Annotated in this window: 23 protein-coding genes and 1 pseudogene; 20 read left to right on the forward strand and 4 right to left on the reverse strand. The window is 31.6% G+C overall.

Annotated elements, in window-relative coordinates; translation table 11 throughout:
• Positions 1–60: 60 nt before the first annotated feature.
• Entirely contained in the window at positions 61–759 is a 699-nt protein-coding gene (locus tag MKX31_RS11220) for a hypothetical protein (RefSeq protein WP_064475390.1), read from the reverse strand.
• Positions 760–1,268: 509 nt separating this feature from the next.
• Here MKX31_RS11220 and MKX31_RS11225 point away from each other — a divergent pair.
• A complete protein-coding gene (locus tag MKX31_RS11225; protein WP_064475391.1) occupies positions 1,269–2,069 on the forward strand; it encodes a GNAT family N-acetyltransferase in 801 nt (266 codons plus the stop codon).
• 45 nt (positions 2,070–2,114) lie between these two features.
• Positions 2,115–2,978, forward strand: coding sequence for a glycerophosphodiester phosphodiesterase (locus tag MKX31_RS11230; RefSeq protein WP_064475392.1), 864 nt, complete (start codon positions 2,115–2,117; stop codon positions 2,976–2,978).
• A 258-nt stretch (positions 2,979–3,236) separates the two neighbouring features.
• Here the strand turns inward: MKX31_RS11230 and MKX31_RS11235 are convergent, their stop codons facing one another.
• A complete protein-coding gene (locus MKX31_RS11235) occupies positions 3,237–3,698 on the reverse strand; it encodes a DUF2306 domain-containing protein (RefSeq protein WP_064475393.1) in 462 nt (153 codons plus the stop codon).
• 174 nt (positions 3,699–3,872) lie between these two features.
• On the opposite strand from MKX31_RS11235, the gene MKX31_RS11240 reads away from it, so the two are divergent.
• The gene (locus MKX31_RS11240) at positions 3,873–4,403 is read left to right on the forward strand and encodes a DUF4269 domain-containing protein (protein WP_064475394.1); all 531 of its coding nucleotides are present in this window, start codon (positions 3,873–3,875) and stop codon (positions 4,401–4,403) included.
• 43 nt (positions 4,404–4,446) lie between these two features.
• Here the strand turns inward: MKX31_RS11240 and norG are convergent, their stop codons facing one another.
• Positions 4,447–5,880 carry an efflux pump transcription regulator NorG gene (gene norG / locus MKX31_RS11245; protein ID WP_064475395.1) on the reverse strand — a complete coding sequence of 478 codons (1,434 nt, stop codon included), beginning with the start codon at positions 5,878–5,880 and terminating at the stop codon, positions 4,447–4,449.
• Between the two features lie 151 nt (positions 5,881–6,031).
• Between norG and MKX31_RS11250 the strand changes: the two genes are divergently transcribed.
• The 15 genes from MKX31_RS11250 (at position 6,032) to MKX31_RS11320 (ending at position 18,745) form a co-directional block, all read left to right on the forward strand.
• On the forward strand, positions 6,032–6,946 hold the full coding sequence (locus MKX31_RS11250) for a DMT family transporter (RefSeq protein WP_340980840.1): 915 nt from the start codon (positions 6,032–6,034) through the stop codon (positions 6,944–6,946).
• 138 nt (positions 6,947–7,084) lie between these two features.
• Complete coding sequence (locus MKX31_RS11255; RefSeq protein ID WP_340980842.1) at positions 7,085–8,446, forward strand: glycosyl hydrolase family 8; 1,362 nt, start codon at positions 7,085–7,087, stop codon at positions 8,444–8,446.
• A gap of 161 nt (positions 8,447–8,607) precedes the next feature.
• Positions 8,608–9,531 carry a nucleoside hydrolase gene (locus tag MKX31_RS11260; RefSeq protein ID WP_064475397.1) on the forward strand — a complete coding sequence of 308 codons (924 nt, stop codon included), beginning with the start codon at positions 8,608–8,610 and terminating at the stop codon, positions 9,529–9,531.
• A 76-nt stretch (positions 9,532–9,607) separates the two neighbouring features.
• The gene (locus MKX31_RS11265) at positions 9,608–10,066 is read left to right on the forward strand and encodes a GNAT family N-acetyltransferase (protein WP_098101551.1); all 459 of its coding nucleotides are present in this window, start codon (positions 9,608–9,610) and stop codon (positions 10,064–10,066) included.
• A gap of 60 nt (positions 10,067–10,126) precedes the next feature.
• Positions 10,127–10,573 (forward strand): NUDIX domain-containing protein, encoded by a 447-nt coding sequence (locus MKX31_RS11270; protein WP_149173575.1) that lies wholly within the window; start codon positions 10,127–10,129, stop codon positions 10,571–10,573.
• A 199-nt stretch (positions 10,574–10,772) separates the two neighbouring features.
• Positions 10,773–11,045 (forward strand): heterocycloanthracin/sonorensin family bacteriocin, encoded by a 273-nt coding sequence (locus tag MKX31_RS11275; RefSeq protein WP_064475399.1) that lies wholly within the window; start codon positions 10,773–10,775, stop codon positions 11,043–11,045.
• A 102-nt stretch (positions 11,046–11,147) separates the two neighbouring features.
• Complete coding sequence (locus tag MKX31_RS11280) at positions 11,148–12,164, forward strand: serine hydrolase domain-containing protein (RefSeq protein WP_098101555.1); 1,017 nt, start codon at positions 11,148–11,150, stop codon at positions 12,162–12,164.
• Positions 12,165–12,195: 31 nt separating this feature from the next.
• Entirely contained in the window at positions 12,196–12,339 is a 144-nt protein-coding gene (locus MKX31_RS11285) for a hypothetical protein (RefSeq protein ID WP_000653369.1), read from the forward strand.
• Positions 12,340–12,623: 284 nt separating this feature from the next.
• Complete coding sequence (locus MKX31_RS11290) at positions 12,624–13,832, forward strand: L-lactate MFS transporter (RefSeq protein WP_064475401.1); 1,209 nt, start codon at positions 12,624–12,626, stop codon at positions 13,830–13,832.
• Positions 13,833–14,121: 289 nt separating this feature from the next.
• The gene (locus MKX31_RS11295; protein WP_064475402.1) at positions 14,122–14,748 is read left to right on the forward strand and encodes a cadmium resistance transporter; all 627 of its coding nucleotides are present in this window, start codon (positions 14,122–14,124) and stop codon (positions 14,746–14,748) included.
• Between the two features lie 189 nt (positions 14,749–14,937).
• Positions 14,938–15,363 carry a GNAT family N-acetyltransferase gene (locus MKX31_RS11300; protein WP_064475403.1) on the forward strand — a complete coding sequence of 142 codons (426 nt, stop codon included), beginning with the start codon at positions 14,938–14,940 and terminating at the stop codon, positions 15,361–15,363.
• Positions 15,364–15,569: 206 nt separating this feature from the next.
• On the forward strand, positions 15,570–16,013 hold the full coding sequence (locus MKX31_RS11305) for an NUDIX hydrolase (RefSeq protein ID WP_000757647.1): 444 nt from the start codon (positions 15,570–15,572) through the stop codon (positions 16,011–16,013).
• A 30-nt stretch (positions 16,014–16,043) separates the two neighbouring features.
• Complete coding sequence (gene dnaN / locus MKX31_RS11310; RefSeq protein WP_064475404.1) at positions 16,044–17,174, forward strand: DNA polymerase III subunit beta; 1,131 nt, start codon at positions 16,044–16,046, stop codon at positions 17,172–17,174.
• 22 nt (positions 17,175–17,196) lie between these two features.
• The gene (locus tag MKX31_RS11315; RefSeq protein ID WP_064475405.1) at positions 17,197–17,676 is read left to right on the forward strand and encodes an NUDIX hydrolase; all 480 of its coding nucleotides are present in this window, start codon (positions 17,197–17,199) and stop codon (positions 17,674–17,676) included.
• Between the two features lie 130 nt (positions 17,677–17,806).
• On the forward strand, positions 17,807–18,745 hold the full coding sequence (locus MKX31_RS11320; protein WP_098101558.1) for a hypothetical protein: 939 nt from the start codon (positions 17,807–17,809) through the stop codon (positions 18,743–18,745).
• 60 nt (positions 18,746–18,805) lie between these two features.
• Here the strand turns inward: MKX31_RS11320 and MKX31_RS11325 are convergent, their stop codons facing one another.
• Positions 18,806–19,768, reverse strand: coding sequence for an MBL fold metallo-hydrolase (locus MKX31_RS11325; protein ID WP_098101559.1), 963 nt, complete (start codon positions 19,766–19,768; stop codon positions 18,806–18,808).
• A gap of 296 nt (positions 19,769–20,064) precedes the next feature.
• On the opposite strand from MKX31_RS11325, the pseudogene MKX31_RS11330 reads away from it, so the two are divergent.
• Positions 20,065–20,657, forward strand: a pseudogene (locus MKX31_RS11330) (hypothetical protein).
• A gap of 152 nt (positions 20,658–20,809) precedes the next feature.
• Positions 20,810–21,205 (forward strand): RidA family protein, encoded by a 396-nt coding sequence (locus MKX31_RS11335; RefSeq protein WP_340980847.1) that lies wholly within the window; start codon positions 20,810–20,812, stop codon positions 21,203–21,205.
• Positions 21,206–21,783: the final 578 nt, after the last annotated feature.

The following is a 21,783-nucleotide window of genomic DNA, read 5'->3' on the forward strand; positions in this document are numbered from 1 at the left end:
ATATTGATTTAAAGTAAAACTCAAATTATAAAAAGCGCAGGATAATCATCCTGCGCTTATCTATCGTAGTTCAGCTGTTTTTCTAATAACAATCTTATCAATATCATCTTCTTCATCACCGATAAATAAACCGCGTTCTTGTAAATACGCCTCAAAATATAAATCCGCTTCTGCACGTTCATCATATGGTTTTACAGATAGAACGAAACCTAATTTGTTTTGTTCCTCTAAATGAGAAGTGGAGATGTAGGCCGGTACATTGTGGCGTAAAAAGAGTTCTTTAACCGGAATAATCATATCTTTCATTAATTTCGTTAACATACCCATTTCAAACTCGAAATTAAAGCGATCTATGCTACATAAATCAGCGAATACTACACCGATAAAACCTGTATTAAATACTTCTTGATATTCTACTTCTTCGTTACCGTAAAAATTCTTTTCGATTAAATAATTTATAAAGTAAGAAACACCGTCACTTTGTTCAAATGGTTTCGTTGAAAGAACAAAGCCGATTTTCTTTTGTTTATGTAAATACACACATGACATGTATGCTGAAATGTTATGTTCTTTAAATAGAGAACTTGTTGCTCCAGAGAGGCCATCAAGTACGTGATGAACAATTTGAAGTTTTTTACGAGCGAAATAATAGGATTTCTTTTGTAACTCCAATGTATCAATAAAGACAGAGCCAATAAAGCCTGTATTTGAAATAATAGGTGTTTGCTTTTTTCTTCCTCTGCGCTTTGCTTGAGCCATTGTAAAAATCATCCCTTCATGTACAATTAAAATAAAAAAGAACGTTTGTTCGTATATTTATATTTTACTATTAAAACACTCTAAAGTAAAGGGTTTTTGATGAAAAAATAACAAAAAAGACACCTGTAAAAGGTGCCTTAAACGCTGTAGGGAAGAGGGTTCATCCCAACTATTTATATTATGATACAGAAACGATCTCTTCTGTATCTTCTACATCTAAATGACAGTCCATAGTACGAACATCTTGATCTTCATGACTTCCGAAATAAATAGTAATTTTCATATGTATCGCTCCTTTATTCTAGGAATACCTAAAATAATTACTAGTAATGTTACTGTTTATTATATACCACTTTTTTCATTCCGACAACGTTATATCATTTTTAATTCTTTTAGAGGAAAAAAGAGTAATGTATAGAGATATTTTTATAGAAATAGATACATTTCTTATGTGTTATATTTAATACTGAAGAATTCGAAAACGAATTTTTATGAAAGGAGAAAAAAGAATGAATTATAAACAGTTACTAATAGATAACTTCACATATAAAACCTCATATATTGCGCGGCAGTTACATGGAATGAATGTAAAAGAAACGAAGGACTACATTGCTGTCGAATGTGGTTTACCGGCAGATACATTTAATATCATTACTATACTAAACAATAATTTAACGGAAGGTATTGAGAAACTATATAAAGTGGTAAACAACTATAATCAAAAGAAACTTCCAATGAGTGTTTGGTTTTGGGATGATAGGCATGAGCAGACTATAAAAAGCGTATTAATAAAACTTGGCTTAAAAGAAGCAGAACAAAATATCGCGATGGTAGCAGACTTAAAAACAATTCATCCAACAATAAACATGCCAGAAGGTTTTACGATACAAAAATCATCTTCGTCAGGACAAATTAAAAAGTTTGGGGAAACATTAGCTAATCTATTTGGTACATCAGAGGAAGGTACACATGTTCAAGCGTTCTACAATCAAACTGCTTCTTTCGATTTATGGAATAGTGAACAAATGAAACTGTACTTAGGATTTTATAAAGAAGAAGTCGTATCGGTTGGTTCATTAGTATGTACAAAAGATAGTATTGGTATTTATGATATAGCAACTAAAGAAGAATTGAGAGGGAAAGGGTTCGGCTCTGCTATGTTTAATTACTTGCTGCAAGAAGCAAAGGAATTGAAAGTTGCTCAATGCGTATTACAAGCTTCACCTGATGGCATTAATATTTATAAAAAGACTGGTTTTCAATCTGTAGGACAAATGACTGTTTTTGAAAATCGACATTTAATGGAATAAATCATCCAAGTCAAATTGCTTTCATGTAGGAGTTAAAACATCATTATGAAGAAGATATATATCGTTACAATCATTTGCACCTTTATGGTAATAGGTACTTTTGTTTTTCATAAAGCAAATGAACTTAAGTACACGAAAGCTATTAATCAATTAAATCATATAAAAAACATTGCACATAGAGGCGCTTCTGCGTATGCGCCGGAACATACAATAGCAGCGTATAAATTAGGGCAACAATTGAGAGGAGATTATATAGAAATTGATCTCCAAATGACAAAAGACGGACATTTAGTAGCTATGCATGATGAAACAGTAAACCGCACTACAAACGGTACGGGGCTAGTTAAGGAACATACATTAGAAGAAATAAAGCAACTTAATGCAGGTTCTTTTTTTAATGAAAAGCATCCAAGTTTAGCGAAGAAAGAATTTGAAGATGTTAAAGTTCCAACACTAGAAGAAATTATTGAAACGTTTGGGCATAATGCTAATTATTACATTGAAACAAAATCGCCAGATGAATATCCTGGTATGGAAGAAAAGCTATTAGAAATTATAAAGCACTACGAAATAAGTGATAAAATTATTATTCAATCATTTAGTGAAGAAAGTCTGCAAAAGATTCATAGTTTAGATGTTAATATACCGCTAGTACAATTACTATCTTACAAAAAGGCAGCTCATTTAACTGAATTAGAGATAAAAAAGTATAAAACATACTGTATCGGTCTTGGGATGAACTATAAATATATTGATTCAGCTTATGTAAAGAGTATAAAGAAAAACGGATTAGAAGTTCATCCATTTACTGTAGATAATGAAACAGATATGAAAAAGTTACTTTTATGGGGAGTTGACGGGATGTTTACGAATTACCCGGATCGTTTACATTCGTTAGTTAAACTATAATAGTGTAATTATCACTGAACCAATAAAACAAGTACCCACAAGTATACAAAGATAGTTTATGGTTCAAATGGTAACATCATTGAATACATAGCGCCGATATTGAAATGAAATCCGAAAAAGAATCCAATATTTTTATTGGATTCTTTTTATTTAGCTCTAAGTGACGAACTTAAAGCAATATGAATTTGTTAATAAAATATTACATTGGGTATGATTTTTTGTAATTACCATCAGAAAGTAACGGAATTGTAATGAATTTTAACTACGCTTTTTATATTTTTTTGATACACTGGCTACGAGAGGAATACCGATTAATGTAGGTAAAAACCAAAACCATATAGGTGGCAGTAAATTTATTAAGGGAATATGAATACCGACGTTTACTAAAAGTGCAGTTACCGCACCTATATAAGAACCTAACATACCTCTAATATGGTGATGTAGCCAATTTCTCCAACGTTTTTTTCGTGCCAGGTAGCCATAAATCGCAAATGAATAAGAGAAAATTGCTACATAAAATAAATATGCGATTTGATCCCAGTTTATAATGGATAATATAATTGCAGTAAGGGTGATGACAACGTAGGATGCATGATATATTTCACCCCATTCCGTATGTTTTCCTTTCTTCTTTTGGGCAACCATCGCTACAATACCAGTGATTAAGCATATTGTTCCAAATAATATATGGATGGTTAAAAGAATGTTGAAAATGCTCATAATAATTCCTCCTTTTTTATTTTTATAGTATTGCAGTATAGGAGAAAAGTTGAAACATATTTTTTATCGACCTTAATATATTGAAATAAAGGTACTCCTAGAACAAATTTAAACGGACAAATTTTTCTTGGATATAGTGAGACACGTACTACGTGAAATGAAGGAGAGACTTCCATGTTTACATCTATTACATATTTACAATCAGGGAATGAAAAGCAACAAAAAGTGTATGATGTTTTGAATAAACTTAACATTATGGAGGATTTAACTTTGTATAGTCCGGTTCTTTGCGGGACAATTCCTATTAGAATTGATACTCTTCAATCTGACTTAGATATAGTAATGGAAGTACATAACTTTGATGTTTTTGAACAGGAAATGAGATCTTTATACGGTTCTTATAAAGGATTCAAAATAAAAAAGAAAAAAATTAAAACTACAGAATCGATAAAGGTAAATTTTGAGTTTGAAGGTTTTGAATTTGAATTATTTGCTCAGCCTAAGCCAGTACGTAACCAAAATGCATATAGACATATGATAGTAGAGCACATGTTATTAATGCAGCATCCCCATCTAAGGGAAGAAATACTTCACTTAAAAGAGAACGGTTTAAAAACAGAACCTGCTTTTGCTCAAGTATTAAATATTGATGGGGATCCTTATGAGGAACTTATTTTGTTAGGGCAGGAAATGAGATTGTGGTAAATAAGATACATAAAAACTCCTCTATAGTAAAGAGGAGTTTTTGTTATGACATTAGCTTACGGATTAATTCACTCAACAATTTAATCCCGTTAGTCATTTGCTCTGGTGAAGCATATCCATATGATAAGCGAATGTACCGATCTGATTCTTCTTCATAAATACGTCCTGGGTTTAAAAGAATTCCATTTGATAGTGCCTCTGAAAATAATTTCTTCATCGGAATGCTAGGTACAACCTTTAGCCATATAAATAATCCACCACTTGGAATATCCCACGATGCAATGTCTGCACAATATTTATTTAAAGCTTGTATCATTATTCGTCTTCGTTCTTTTAGTTGAATTCTTACGTTTGCAACATGCTCCTCATAATAACCTTTATGTATCCATTCAGCAGCGACTCTTTGAGATAATGAACTCGATCCATAGTCTGTTTGCATTTTTATATCTGACAATCTATCAATAACTGGTTCGGGTCCAATGATCCATCCAATTCTAAGTCCTGGGCTAAGTGTTTTAGAAAGACTACCAACATATAATACATGTCCATGTTTATCTATCGACTTTAAAGGAGCTGGAGGTGGTTCATCAATCCATAATTCTCGGTAAATATCATCTTCAATTATAGGTAACTGTTCCTTTTCACATATTTTTATTATTTCTTTTCTTCGTTCTTGAGACATTAATGCCCCTGTTGGGTTTTGAAAACTAGGGATAGAATATAAAATGTTTTTCTTTTGACTGTATTTAATGCGTTTTAATAATTCGTTAGGTAAAATACCGTGATGATCCATACATATACCAGATAGATTTATATTTGCTGATTGAAATACATGAAGTGAATATAAGTAAGAAGGTTGTTCAAGTAAAACGGTTGATTCTCTATGCAAAAGACCAATTGATATTAATTGGAGTGCTTGTAATGCACCAGAGACGATTAATATAGAACTGGCTGATGCATATATTCCGAATGATTTTACGTATTTACTAATTGCTTCACGTAACGGCAAAAAACCTTTTTGTTCTTCGTATCCAAAATAATCTATTTCGTCACTTACGCTTTTCATAATGGACTGCATAGTTTCTAACGGGAAAAGTTGAGGCGCAAGTTCACCTTTACTAAGATGGATAAGTTTTTTATTTGCTTCTGCTTCATTTATTTCTCGTACCATTAACTTGCTAGGCTTGTGAATACCAGCTTTTACATATTCACTCCAATCAGGCGGGGGATTCGTCGCTAATAATGACCATGTATTATTCGTTACAATTGTTCCTGCTCCAATTTTCCCTTGAATCAATCCATCTGCCATAAGTTCATCTAGCGCAGTTATTACAGTACTTCGATTTACATGAAATAATTTGGCTAACTGCCGTTGACTAGGAATCTTACTTCCGATAGGCCATTCTCCGTTTTCGATTTTTTCTTTCATATAATCTACTATCTGCCGATACTTAGGCAGTTTTTTATTAGTTGTCATAAAAAAACTCCCTCGTTCACTTTAAAAATGCCAAGTGGTTGGTTTTTACGATAAATAACTGGTTGAAGACATTGTAACAACTATTAAATATGATGAAAAGAAATAATTGGTAATTTGAAAATGGTTGGTTTATTAGGGAGGGAGAAACAACATGCAAAATAAAAGATGGGATTTACGCATTATATATGCTCACGCTTTTACGATTCTTATATGGGGAACTGCTTTTCCTGCAATTCGTATGGGGCTTGAATCTTATACACCTGAGCATCTTACTTTACTACGTTTATTAATCGCTTCATTTATACTTCTGTTATTTTCTTTTGTTTACAAGTTACGGTTACCGGATTTAAAGGATATCCCAGCAATTTTTATGTTCGGTGCTTTAGGATTCACTTTTTATCACATTGCATTAAACTACGGCGAAAAAACAGTAAATGCTGGATCTGCAAGTTTAATTGTTTCAGTCACACCTATAGTAACGGCAATTTTTGCTTCTGTTTTTTTGAACGAAAAAATGAAATTAAATGGTTGGATTGGTGGTGTAATTAGTTTTATAGGAATTGCTTTCATATCATTTAGTCAAGGAGATGCTATTCAATTGAATAGTGGAGGATTATTTATATTATTAGCAGCGATTTCAGAAAGCTTATTTTTCGTTTTCCAAATTTCTTACTTAAAAAAGTATGGTTTCTTGCCACTTACCATATATACAATTTTGTCTAGTACTGTATGTATGCTTATTTTCTTACCCGGAGTTTATCAAGAAATACTAGCAGCTCCTCTTGAAGTGAATATGAGTGTTATATTTTTAGGTTTATTTCCAACAGTACTCCCATATATCGCATTGGCATATATCATATCTCATTCTGGTGCTGCTGAGGCAACAAGTTCTCTATATTTAACGCCAGTAACTGCATGTTTTGTTGCTTGGATATGGTTAGGAGAAGTGCCAACTTTTGTTTCGATAATTGGCGGAGGGATTACTATACTTGGAATTGTGATTGCTCATATACCAGTATTAAGAAAAGAAAAACATAGGAATTTAGCAAATAAACAATCCGTATAATGTAATTCAATAATAATTTTATGATACTTTTTTATGTAATTTCCTTCTTATGTTGATAAATATAATATTTTGTATTTCAGTTAAATATTGTATGTTACATTTTATATAGTAAGCATTTTAAAAGGAGATGACAACATAATGAATGGAAAAAGAAAAATTTTCACATGTATTTCTATTATAGGAATTGGACTAGCTAGTTTTTCTAATTCTAGTTTCGCAGCAAATGTAATGGACAATTCAGTACAAACTTCTATTCCCATAGTTAATCAACAAGTAGCTGCTGTAAAAGAAATGAAACCATTTCCCCAGCAAGTTAATTATGCAGGTGTTATAAAACCAAATCATGTTACACAGGAAAGTTTAAATGCTTCTGTAAGAAGTTACTACGATAATTGGAAAAAGAAATATTTGAAAAATGATTTATCTTCTTTACCTGGTGGTTATTACGTAAAAGGAGAGATTACGGGTGATGCTGATGGGTTTAAGCCACTTGGAACTTCAGAAGGTCAAGGGTATGGGATGATAATTACAGTATTAATGACTGGTTATGATTCGAATGCTCAAAAAATCTATGACGGTTTATTAAAAACAGCAAGAACTTTTAAAAGCTCTCAAAATCCTAATTTAATGGGATGGGTTGTCGCAGATAGTAAAAAAGCACAAGGTCATTTTGATTCTGCTACTGATGGGGATTTAGATATTGCGTATTCTCTTCTTCTTGCTCATAAGCAGTGGGGATCACATGGAACGGTTAATTATTTGAAAGAAGCACAAGACATGATTACAAAAGGTATTAAAGCTAGTAATGTTACAAATAATAACCGACTAAATTTGGGAGATTGGGATTCTAAAAATTCATTTGATACGAGACCATCTGATTGGATGATGTCACACCTTAGAGCATTTTATGAATTTACAGGTGATAAAACTTGGCTTACTGTTATTAATAATTTGTACGATGTTTATACGCAATTTAGTAATAAGTACTCTCAAAATACAGGACTTATTTCAGATTTCGTTGTGAAAAACCCACCACAACCCGCACCTAAAGACTTCTTAGATGAGTCAGAATATACAAATGCATATTATTACAATGCTAGTCGGGTACCATTGAGAATTGTAATGGACTATGCGATGTACAGCGAGAAAAGAAGTAAACTCATTTCTGATAAAGTCTCTTCATGGATTCAAAATAAAACGAATGGAAATCCTTCTAAAATTGTGGATGGTTATCAATTAAACGGATCCAATATTGGTAGTTATCCAACTGCTGTATTTGTTTCACCGTTTATTGCTGCAAGTATAACGGATAGCAATAATCAAAAGTGGGTAAATAGCGGTTGGGATTGGATGAAGAATAAGAGAGAAAGCTATTTTAGTGATAGTTATAATTTATTAACTATGTTATTTATTACAGGAAATTGGTGGAAACCTGTACCTGAAGATAAAAAGACACAAAATCAAATAAATGCTGCAATTTATGAAGGATACGATAATTAATTAAATTTGAGAATGGTTACTTAAGAAAGGAATTAGCATACGCTAGTTCCTTTTTAATATTTTGTAAAACATTATCCGTTCTAAAATTTGCATAGATATACTTACTTTTTTCATATACATAGTTATTAATGACTCAATTTTTTATGAGGGGAGGGTATTTCTTGGAAAAAGTATTATTTTTCGGAGACCCAGGTATTGATGACTCATTTGCTATTATGTATGGTTTATTGCATCCCGAAATTGAAATTGTCGGTATTGTAACCGGATACGGAAATGTTGAGCATATACATGCTGCACATAATGCAGCGTATATTTTACAGTTAGCAAATAGACAAGACATTCCTGTCATTAGTGGTGCAACAAAACCACTTACAGAAGAAATTACTATGTACTACCCTGAAATTCACGGAGCAGAAGGATTAGGGCCCATCCATGTTCCAGAAAGCGTATTATCTATTCCAATATACAATTTTGGCAGTATTGCTGCGATTCTTGTAAAGTACGGGAAAGATTTAACAATTGTCGATGTAGGAAGATCTACCTCGTTAGCGATTGCTTTTAATTTATGGAATGATTTAATGCTGAATGTAAAAGGAATCTATTTCATGGGTGGTGTTTTTTTAGAAGTAGGAAACGTTACGCCATTAGCAGAGGCAAACGTGTATGGAGATCCTATAGCAAGTAAAATTATTTTTCAGCAAGCAAAGAATTTATTTATATTCCCTTTAAATGTAACAAATAAAGCTGTGTTAACTCCAAATGTATTTAACTATATCCAAGCTAATGCAAAAAATCCATTTCATACGATAATGAAACCGATGTATGATTACTATTTATCTGCATACCAAAAACTTAATCCATCTATCGAAGGGCCTTTGCTACATGATGTGGTTGCTATAAGTGGATTAGTTAACCCAAGTTTTTTAAAATTTGCGCTTCGTACAGTGAATGTAGATACATACGGAGATACGAAAGGACAAACATTCGCTGATTTTCGCCCTAGCTCTATATCTAAAGGTTCCCGTATAGCGTTAGAAATTGATGAACAACAATTCATTCAAGATTTTATAAAAATCATGTTATAAGTTGTTGTCGAAAAAGGGATATATTTCACTACGTTGAATATATAAATACATTCTTTTTATAAAGGAGCTTACAATATTGAATGTCCAGTTAAAAGTTGTTACGAGAGAGAATTGGGAAGATGCATTAAAGTTACAAGTTAAAGAAGAGCAAATAAAATTTGTTCCATCTGTAGCAGTTTCACTTGCTAAAGTGTATATAAAACCAGATGGAGACAATGTAGAGTATATACCATTTGCGATATATGACGGCAATCTAATGGTTGGTTTTATTATGCATGCTGTTGTAAGAGAAACAACTGATATGTATTGGATAAATGGATTTATTATTGATCAAATGCAGCAAGGTAATGGGTATGGTAAAGCGGCATTACAAGAAAGTATTTACTTAATAAAAAATACATGTAAGGCGTGTAAAGAAATTAGATTAACAGTACATAAAGATAATGTCTTTGCAAAGAAACTGTATGAACTTTACGGTTTTCAACCATTGGGACATGAATATGATGGTGAGCAAGTATATCGTTTGTTCGTTTAAGTAATACGAAGTAAAGATGTGAAATGAAAGATGAAATTAAATAACTGGGAGGAATAGCAATTGAAAAATAAATTTCACCATATTGTACGCGCTGTTATGATAAAGGATAAAAAATTGTTAATGGCTGAATATATTGGCCATCATTATTTTTTACCAGGTGGTCATGTTGAAGTTGGCGAATCAGCTGAGAATGCATTAATAAGAGAACTACGAGAAGAACTCGGAGTAAACTGTAGTATAAAAAACTTTTTAGGAGTCATAGAAAACCAATGGGAAGACCGAGAAGTTATTCATCATGAAATCAATCACATTTTTGAAGTAGATTCGCAAGAGTTACATATTGATTTCATACCACAATCTAAAGAATCTCATTTAGCGTTTCACTGGATAGATTATAATCAAGAAGCTTTACATACGTATAAAATCATGCCAGTGCCTTCAGTTAAAGAGTTACTAGAAAGAAAATTAAGTGATGAACTACTCAACTGTTGGATTAGTAATTTTTAAGCACCTCTATTAATAGTAAATACGTTCACTGAAAGGAGATTAAGAAAATAGGCTATAAAACAAGGTACATCACCTAGTGTAAGTTCATATTTTGTTGATGTACGCATTTAGTCTATAGTCTGATTTCTACTTTGTTTGCAAAAATAGATAAACTGTAACATTTGGACGGAATTTATTTGTATAAATGGAGGGTTTCGTAATGAATCAGTTTCAACAAGAATTACAATCATTAAACCTTAATGATTATCAATCTGGTAATGTTGTGTATTGGGATCAACTACAACAAAATCAATATCCATACTATTACATTCAAGACGAAGCGCGTCGTTGTGGCGGATGTGGAGGTTGTGGTGGACGCTGTGGTGGATGTGGCGGCGGAAGATGCGGAGGTTGTGCAGGACGTTGTGGCGGATGCGTAGGTTGCGCTGGATGTTTCAGCTGCTTTAATTGCTGGAACTGGTGGATCATTTAAGTATAGAACATCAATAATATTTCACATGAAAGAAAGGTGTAAATACTATTTTATACTTTTCTTTCATGTTGTAATTTTTTATTCATGGTAAGGGGGATTTATTTGTATACGTACGATAAATTGATTTCTTGGGTTGAGAATATAAAAGAAGAAAATCATAGTTCTGCAACAGCACTGTGCATTATAAAAGATAATAAAATTGTACTAGAGCATTATAGTGGTCATCATTCAAATATATCTACAAGTAAAAAAATAACAGCATCTTCACAATTTAATGTTGCTTCTGCGAGAAAAAGTTATTTAGGATTAATGGTAGCATATGCGCTTTACGAGGGGAAAATAAATTCTATTGATGACGAGGCGATAAAGTACTTTAATGATTTCGACCCTGTATTACTTGGTAAAACAACGATAAGACATTTAGTAACCCATTCGCACGGTTTAGGAGAAACGAATGACGGGACAATTTTTCGTGAATTTGAACCTGGACAAGCATGGGCGTATAGAGATATTAATGTAAGAATGGTAACACGTCTTATTTATCAGCTATATAACAAAAGTTTTCCTGAATTGTTAAAGGAGCGTGTTTTTGATCTAGCTAACTTCAAAGAAACAGGTTGGAGAATTCAGCAAGATGAAAACTTAGTTAAAGTTGTTGATAATCCAAATGAAGACGCAATTAGTGAAATTGGTACGGTAGATGATGGTACTGAAAAAAATCTGTTTGTCTCAGCTAGAGAATTTGCTTATTGGGGCAATCTTCATTTAAATCAAGGTGTGATAAATGGTAAGAAAATTATTCCAAAAGAAGTGATAGAAATTGCAACAGGTTTGCAGAGTCCAACATTTACAAACAATGAACTACCACAAAACGGGTTGTTTTGGTATGTTCAAAATGAACCTGCGCTTTCAAGTGAACTTGGTGAACGAGTGCCGAAAGGATCGTATCAAATATTAGGAATTACAGGACCGACTCTTTTAGTAATACCTGAATGTAATGTAGTTGTTGCGAAAATGTACAATAAAAGATATAACTACGGCGGTGATAATTATTTATATTATTTACGTGAATTTAGCAATTTAGTCGCTGATACATTTCGTAACGGTAATAGGGCATAATTACACCTATAATGAAAAGGAGTGAAAGAAAATGAAAGATAAAATGAATAAAAACAAAAAACAAAATATTAAAGATGTGAATACAGAACAAAATGCAATTTATAGCGATCCTAAAGATGCTGCTAATATGCAAACGGTACCGCAGCCGAAGGATTTTGATGAAATTGAATACTAATTTTTCGTTCATCGGACTATATGATGAATGAAAAATACATCTTAAGTCCCATCACATAACAAAAATCTTTTGGTATCCTATATACATAAGCATTCGAAAATGTCTTATCTTAACAAAGATTTCTTTAAGTAAATCTAATATAACCTGCAAAAAGACACTTCATTATGAAGTGTCTTTTTGTGTATATGAACTTAATTTCCATTTTCCACACAGTATCTTGCATTTTATGATGGTTATACTAACTGTGAAAAATCATGTCAAAATAAAAGAAGGGGACAGTTAGTATGAAACAAACTTCTATAAATCCGTTACTAATTGTTCTAGGTACAATTATTGTTCAAATTGGCCTTGGAACAATTTATACATGGAGTTTATTTAATCAACCCCTTGTTAGTAAGTTTGGATGGAACCTCAATTCCGTAGCGATAACTTTCTCCATAACAAGTTTTTCATTATCATTCTCAACCTTATTTGCAGGAAAGTTGCAGCAAAAATTAGGACTTCGTAAACTCATCGCTACTGCAGGGATTGTTTTGGGGCTCGGTTTAATACTTAGTTCACAAGTTTCTTCCTTACCATTACTATATTTATTAGCTGGTGTCGTTGTTGGTTATGCAGATGGAACTGCTTATATTACATCACTATCTAATTTAATTAAATGGTTTCCAAATCGAAAAGGACTTATTTCTGGTATATCTGTTTCGGCATATGGAATGGGCAGCTTAATCTTTAGATATATAAACGGAAGTCTTATCGATAGTCTTGGTGTATCACAAGCATTTTTATATTGGGGTATCATCGTTTTACTTTTAGTATTAACCGGATCGTTCTTCTTACGTGAAGCAATAGTGAGTAATACTGTAACTGAGACATTACACAATGATTATACGCCTCGTGAAATGATGCGAACGAAACAAGTATATCTTTTGTTTTTTATGCTATTCACATCGTGTATGGGCGGTCTATATTTAATCGGTATGGTGAAAGATATTGGGGTACAGCTCGTTGGACTTAGTGCAGCAACCGCCGCTAACGCCGTTGCAATGATTGCAATTTTTAATACGGTAGGTAGAATCGTTCTTGGAACGTTATCAGATAAAATTGGCCGAATGAAAATTGTCTCTGCAACGTTTATTATTATTGGATTGTCAGTCTTTACTTTAAGTTTCATTCCACTAAATTACGGTATTTATTTCGCTTGTGTAGCAAGTGTTGCCTTTTGCTTTGGTGGTAATATCACAATCTTCCCAGCAATTGTTGGAGATTTCTTCGGATTAAAAAACCATAGTACAAATTACGGGATTGTATATCAAGGTTTCGGGTTTGGTGCACTTGCAGGAGCGTTCATTGGAGCATTACTTGGTGGATTTCAACCGACCTTTATTATAATCGGTGTTTTAAGTGTTATTTCCTTCATTATTTCGATTTTAATTCGTCCACCAAAAGCAGAAAAGAATAAAGAAACACAACATTTGTATCGGAAGATAGCTTAATTATAAAAAGAGTCCTTATATAGGGCTCTTTTTATATTGCAAAATATTTGATTTTCCGTTTTTACTACTCGTGTAGTAAGAAAAGAATTACTTAATTCTAAGTAAAATGATTTGAAAAGTAATAAAATGATTTATTTCTCAACGAACTAAGTAGCAGATTAGTAAAATATTCATATGGTTTTATAAACGGAACTGAAATGTTATTTTAAACCTACATTAACCAATTTTTTTATTAGACATGAAATTCATTTATATACCAGTATTTTATTATAAAGGTAATTGGCTTATATTGGTTACAACCATAATTTCTTCTTTTATGGCATTCACTTCAACAAATATTGATGACATTTTTATACTCCTTGTTTTATTTTCACAAGTAAAGACAGGAGTAATTAAGAAAGAAGGTAGAGCTGTCCGGGAAAAAACTAAGATGAAAGAACTTTATATTGTTGTTGGACAATATTTAGGGTTTAGTGTAATTATTTTCCTAAGTATCATTGGTTCTTTAAGCTCTTTTTTCATTCCTATATCGTGGATTGGGTTATTAGGATTCGTGCCAATGTATATGGGGGTAAAAGTACTATTGTCACTTCGTTCTTATAAAAGGAATGAAGTCATTGATAACGCTTCTAGCTCATTATTTAAAGTAGCCTCGATTACATTAGCTAATGGAGCTGATAATATTTCAATTTATATACCCATGTTCGCTAGTCAAAATCTTAAAACTAATATTGTTACATTAGTTATCTTTTTTTGTATGATAGCAATATGGTGTTTTATTAGCTACACATTGTTAAGAGCTCCTATTTTAGCTAAAGTACTTGAGAGAAATTGTCATATTATCGTTCCAATTGTTCTAATTGGCTTAGGAATGTTCATTCTTTTTCGCAGTAATACAATTGAATTATTGTACTAATATGTTAAAACTAACGGAAGTTTTAATTAAAAAGAATCAAACGCCGTATAAAGCCGTACTACAGATAAAATGTAGTACGGCTTTTCTTTATTTTAGTGAAATGAAACAGTGCTCTACGACTATTAAGTTAGACAGGATATTACGATTATTAAATTGAATATATACTTTAAAAGGAGTGTGCTACTTAAAATGAAAATAGTAAAACAATGGGTCCAAGAAGATAGTGATTACATAAGAGAAAAAGTAATTGAATATAACCAAAAACATATTTCGGATGAAGAGAAAAAGCCTTCAGAAAAAATTAGTTTTATAGTGAGAAATGAAAAGGAAGAAATTGTAGGCGGAATAACTGCAATTACATTTTGGCACCACGTACATGTCGATTTCCTTTGGGTTTCTGATGAGTATAGACACGAAGGCTACGGAAGCAAGTTATTAAAACTTATTGAAGAATTTGCAATTGAAAATGAATGTAGGCTAATCAATTTAGATACTTTTAGCTTTCAAGCTCCTGATTTTTATAAAAAGCATGGATATAAGGTGATTGGAGTAAGTGAAGACCACCCTAAAGGGCACAATCGATATTATTTAGAAAAAAGATTAGAAAATATATAGAATCCCAAAATAAAGCATAAAGAGCGTACGTTGAATATTTACTTTCAAAATACGTTCTTTTTTATTTAGTAATGAAGGTTTATCGATTATTACTTTTACTAAGAGCAGATAAATGAACTACTCTATTAACTTTTTTATATTTTAAAACGATTAAATGGTAGAATGTAACAAAGGCAGAAAATTCTCGTTATTAAAGGTGGACTTAGATGAAAAAAGTAAATGTTACATATGCACTTTTATACGATAATACAAACGAAAAGATCTTAATGGTAAAAAACAAAGGAAAGAACGGTTCTTATTACACGCTACCAGGTGGCGCAGTTAAATTGGGAGAAACGTTAGAAGAGGCAGTAACTCGGGAAGTGAAAGAAGAAACAGGGTTACATATAACTGTAAACGGTATTTGTTCTATTAGCGAAGCTTTTTTCGAAGAGAGAGGTCACCATGCAATTTTCTTTAATTTTTTAGGCGAAATAATTGGCGGAGAGACATATATATCAAGGCCAAAAGAAATTGAAGAGATTACTTGGATGGAATTACATAGAGCAGCACCGCATTTACGTATACCAGAACACTTATTAAATACATTACAAAGGAAAGAAACAGTACCTTACTTCTTTAACGGAACAATCATTCATCAATCTTCATAAAATTATCATTTCATGTAAGGCGGGGAAAAAATGGAGTTTATCGTTAATCATAAACATTTCACTCAAGCACTTTCAGAAGTAAGTAAAGCTATATCTACCAAAGCTATAATCCCTATACTATCCGGTATAAAAATAATTGCAGATCAATCTGGAATTACTTTAATCGCAAGTAATTCAAATATTTTCATCGAAAGATTCATCCCTAGTTCTAACGAAGACGACCAAATTACAACTATATTAAAAGTAGGGACTATTGTAGTACCTGCAAAATATTTCATTGAAATTATAAAGAAAATGCCAAGCAATGTAACAATAAAAAGTAAGGATGAGCAAATTATTGCGATACAGTCAGAAGAAATTACATTAAACTTAAATGGACTTCCAACATATGAGTTTCCGAATGTACCACTTATAGACGATCATGCAAAAGTACAAGTAGAAACGGAACAATTGATTGAAGTGTTTAAACAAACAGCCTTTGCAGTAGCTAAAAATGAATCTAGACCTGTTCTTACTGGTGTTCATTTAGAGTTAGATTATACTAAGTTAATTTGCGTAGCAACTGATTCACATAGACTTGCTATACGCGAAACGAAAATATCTACAGATGTGAAAGCAAGTTGTATCGTACCAAGTGCAACTATTAGTGAACTGCTAAAATTAATGAATAGTAATTCAGAATTCGTATACATCTATCTTTCAGAAAGTCACATTATTTTTACATTCGGTACAACTACATTATATTCAAGATTAATTGAAGGAAAATATCCTAATATATCTAGTTTAATTCCAAATGAATTTCAAACAGTCATTAACGTAGATAGAAAAAGGATTTTACAAGGTGTAGATCGATCAAACTTATTAGCAAGCGAATGGGCAAATAACAATGTCAACTTAGAAATCATAAACGAATCAACAATTAAAATTTCTTCTAATGCTTCTCAGATTGGAAAAATATCCGAGACACAACAGATAGATAAGATTCAAGGTGAAAAACAATTAAATATATCTTTTGATGGACGATTTATGATGGATGCGTTAAAGGCAATAAAAGAAGAAACGGTTACTTTAAGTTTCAGTGGTTCTATGAGACCGATATTAATTGAAGCAGGGACACAATCTGCAGCAGTACATCTTATATCTCCAGTAAGAGCTTATTAATAACAAAGGAAGGAATCACATTATGTACAAGCACACTTTATGTTTTATAAAGAGAAATGAAGAGATACTTATGTTAAATAGAGAATATGACCCTGTAAAAGGATTATGGAACGGGGTAGGTGGAAAGATAGAAAAGGGAGAAACACCTTTAGAAAATGCGATTCGTGAAATAAAAGAAGAGACTAATATAGAAGTTAAGCATGATCAAATTCAATTTAAAGGCATTATTAAATGGGAGGATTCTTCATATTCTGGCGGTATGTATATTTATCTAGTAGAGCTACTTAGTGAATTTACATATCAAACTCCCAAAAAAGCATCAGAAGGAATTTTAGATTGGAAAGAGATTTCTTGGATTTTAAGTGACTATAATTACGGCGTAGGAGAGATGATACCTAAATTTTTATCTAAAATACTCCACAATGAATTAATATTAGAACACAACTTTGTTTTATCTAATCATAAATTAATAGATTATAGGAATGAAGAATTGGCTAAGTAGGACAGTTCTATAGATAATATAGTTCAATTATAAAAAGCAGGAATTGTAATCTATAATACACAGCACAATCATTATAACCTAAATATAAAAGCCATAGATTATTCGAAGAGTAGCCAAGGAGAAAACTTATATGAGGATGAGTGTAATGAAGAAAATAATTATTTTACTCATAGCTGTAGTTCTAATTACTTTTGCTTTTTATCAATTCAATAAAAAAGATAGTTTAGCTAAAAATGATAAGGTGTATGTAGAAGACTTTAAAGGTAAAAATGATTCAAACAAAATACAATCTGCTATTAATAAAGCAGAGGCTAGTACAATTAAAACAGTATTGCTTGAGGATAAGAAATATAAAATTACGTCACCAATCGTAGTGAAAAAAGGTGTAAAATTATTATTCGGTTATGGAACACAGTTTGTTGTTGAAGGTAATTTTAGAGTTCTAGAATTAGAAAAAAACGCTTCTATCGAAGGAGCTTATATAGCGATAGACGATCCTACATTTAATTCTGAAGTTATATATTTAGACGGAAAAAATAAGTATTATAACACTTGGCACAAAACACAAATAAAAGATATAAATATTATTAATTGGACAGAAACGAATAAAGGTACCGGAATTTCATTGTATGCTGGTGGGAAAGAAAATGAAATTTCATTTATTAACTTTGAAAATATAAAAGTTGTAGGAATGGAAACTGGGCTGAAATTAGTAGCAAAGAAACCGCAATCTGGTTATGCTTGGATAAATGCCAACCGTTTTATGAACTTCTCACTTGAAGATTGTGTAAATATGATTTATATGGATAGTAATGTAACTACACCAAATGAAATTAGTGGGAACCAATTTACAAATCTACAAATACAACCATCAAGTAAAACGAAAAATATAGTAAGAGTAAGTGGACAGCATAACGAGTTCAATGGAATGGTGTGGGATTTACAGAAAATCAATCACGAAAACGAACTCATTGAACTAACTGATAAAAGTATGAATACGGTTATTAATATTACCTCTGTACAAACAAATAGAGTTTTAGATAGCGGGAAAGCAAACATAGTGAAATAAGTTTACATACAGAAAAAGAGCGAATTCCTTATAAAAGGGTTCACTCTTTTTTATTTATAATTAAATTTCTCTCCACCAGGCTGATGACGGATAGTCTGTAGATTTTAACGTAGTCGATTCACCAATTTGCGGCGTTGCGATTTTAACTCCTAAACGTTGTGCTTCATTCGTAACTCGTTCAATCGGATCACTCCATTCATGTAATGCTAATGTAAAAGCACCCCAATGAATCGGAAGAAGTAATTCTCCTTTTACATCAATATGAGCTTGTACCGTTTCTTCAGGCAACATATGAATCGCAGGCCATCTCGGATCATATTGCCCGCATTCCATCAATGTAAGATCAAATGGACCGTATTTATCACCAATTTCCTTAAAGTGAGGAGCATAGCCGCTATCACCACTAAAGAAAACCTTAGTCTCTTGACCAAGAATAAGCCATGAACACCATAACGAACAATCTCTATCTGTCATACTTCGTCCTGAGAAATGCCTTGCAGGTGCACAAACTAATTTTATATTATCAAACGCAATTTCGTCCCACCAATTATGCTCACTAATTTTACTAGGTGAAACGCCCCATTTCATTAAATATTGCGCAACTCCAGTTGGAACATAAAAATGTTTTGCACGATCTTTTAACTGCATAATACTCTTGTAATTCAAATGGTCATAGTGATTATGTGAAATGATAATCGCATCAATTTCTTGAAGCTCTTCACGTTCTAAAGAAAAAACACCACTATAACGTTTACTATTAAACAGAGGAAATGGGGAAGAGGCATCTCCAAACATCGGGTCTAATAACAATGTTTTACCTTCTATTTTTAAAAGAGAAGCAGAGTGCCCAAACCATGTCAGACTCTCTAAAGATTCATTATTTTTATTCGATAAAACAGTAGGTAAATTCTTTACAGGACGCAGCTTTGTTTTCATTTTAAAGTAATCCGTCATTAAACCTATAATATCTTTCGGTTTAAAACTTACATCAGTATGAATTTGATTTATATATTTCTTTTTCATTCGTTCTCCTTTTTACGTTTAACAATATACGTATGTTGTTATTGTAGCTAATTGTAGTTTAAACGAAATCATTTTACCTTTCATCTTTAATGCAGTACATTTCATAAATTTGTAAAATTCATTATTCTTATATATAAAATACAAATCATATAGCAGCAGATAAAACCAATATAAAGTAAATGTAAATTGTTTTAATTTAGTAAATACCTTCTTATACGCAACGAAGAACATACGTTTCATTGTATGTTATAGAAGTAAATACGCCTTTAAATAATAAAAGGAAGGAGAATTAATAAATGCAAGTAAATAGAAAAAAGTACTCAAAATGTAAACTATCAAAATCTGAAATAACGCAGCTATATGCAGAAGGGAAGAGCACCTCAGAAATCGCTACACTTGCTAATGTTTCTGCTAGGTATATTCGTATGGTGTTAACAGAGAATAACGTTCCAAGTCGCACTATAGGGAGTTGGAAGAGAAAGTATGACATAACAGAAGATTATTTTAAAACGTGGTCAAATAACACAGCTTATATTTTAGGGTTTATAGCAGCAGATGGTATCATACAGAAAGAAAATCAATACAACTATTTTCAAATTGGATTTATAAAGACAAAGATATTTATTTGCATAGAAAATATGAAGTGTTTCAGAAAGAAAGTCTAAGTTTAGACCAAGTACAAGATCGAAAACTAAAACAAACTCAAACTGCCGTTAAACAAAGAAAACAAAATTTCCTTAAAGAATATGTGAAAAATAAATGCAATGCTACAACTTGTTCAAATTTAGAAATAAGCGAATCGACTTTTAAACGTTGGTTAAAAAATGATAATCAATTTAAAAGAGAGTATGAAGAGATTAATTTGACAAGTTCCACTAGCGATAACTAAATATAAAACTCTAGAAAACCTTAGTATAGGTATGAAGATAGCTATACTAAGGTTTTTAATTTGAAATCATTAAAGGATTCTTAGTTTTATTTATGGAACATAATAAATACATGGATTTTACAATTAATTTACTAAAAAAGGAGAGAGACACCATGCAAAAGAAATTTATCAATCCAGAAACGATGCCACCAACTTTTGGATACTCGCATGTAGTCGAAATTAGTAACGCAAAACGAACAATTTACATATCTGGGCAAGTAGCAATAAATACTGATGGTCAAATAGTTGGTGTTGGTGATTTAGCTACACAAACGCAACAAGTATTCGAAAATATTAAAAGTGTATTAGAAACTTCGGAATTACAATTTAATGATGTAGTAAAATTAACATTTTTCTTAACAGATATTTCTCAAATGGCCATTGTTAGAGATATACGAGATCAATACATAGATACTAAAAATCCACCAGCAAGTTCAGCTGTAGAAGTTAGAAAGTTAATTACCGATAACTTATTAATTGAAATTGAAGCAATTGCTGTAGCAAACTAATTTTAAAAACTTATTATTAATAATTTATCCATGCAATTCGTTTAATGCGTTCATTTAAAACGAATTGCATTTTTTATTGTCTTAAATATAATTTATACTTGAAGACATTATCATCAAGAACTTATAAAACAAATAACTAAACAATCCATCACACAGAATGATTTAAAAGAAAAAGGGGAGGCTAACCACTAAAACTAACTTATAATAAGTTTATTACTTTTTACTAGTTAACATAATATATATTATAGGAAGTTATAGAACCAAAGCAATTACAGGTATCAAAAGCCAAGTAAACTATACTTAATGAGACGAAGCAGAGATTTTTAGTGAGATTCACATAAAATCGTACCTAAACGAATTTCTACAGTTTTTATCATTCTTTTTGTTATAAATCCATCACAGCAAATTCAAATCAATAATCCGTTAAGAATTATCGAATCAAAATCATTTTTGTTTGGCAAGAAATTTTTATACAAAAAAATATTTCTATACAAAATATAAATTAGTAATTTTATTTTATGTTTTACTTAATGAATTTATTGCTATTTGCACACGTTTTACAACTTTACATTATTTGT

Source organism: Bacillus sp. FSL M8-0063 (genome assembly GCF_038005545.1).
GTDB classification, from domain to species: domain Bacteria; phylum Bacillota; class Bacilli; order Bacillales; family Bacillaceae_G; genus Bacillus_A; species Bacillus_A wiedmannii.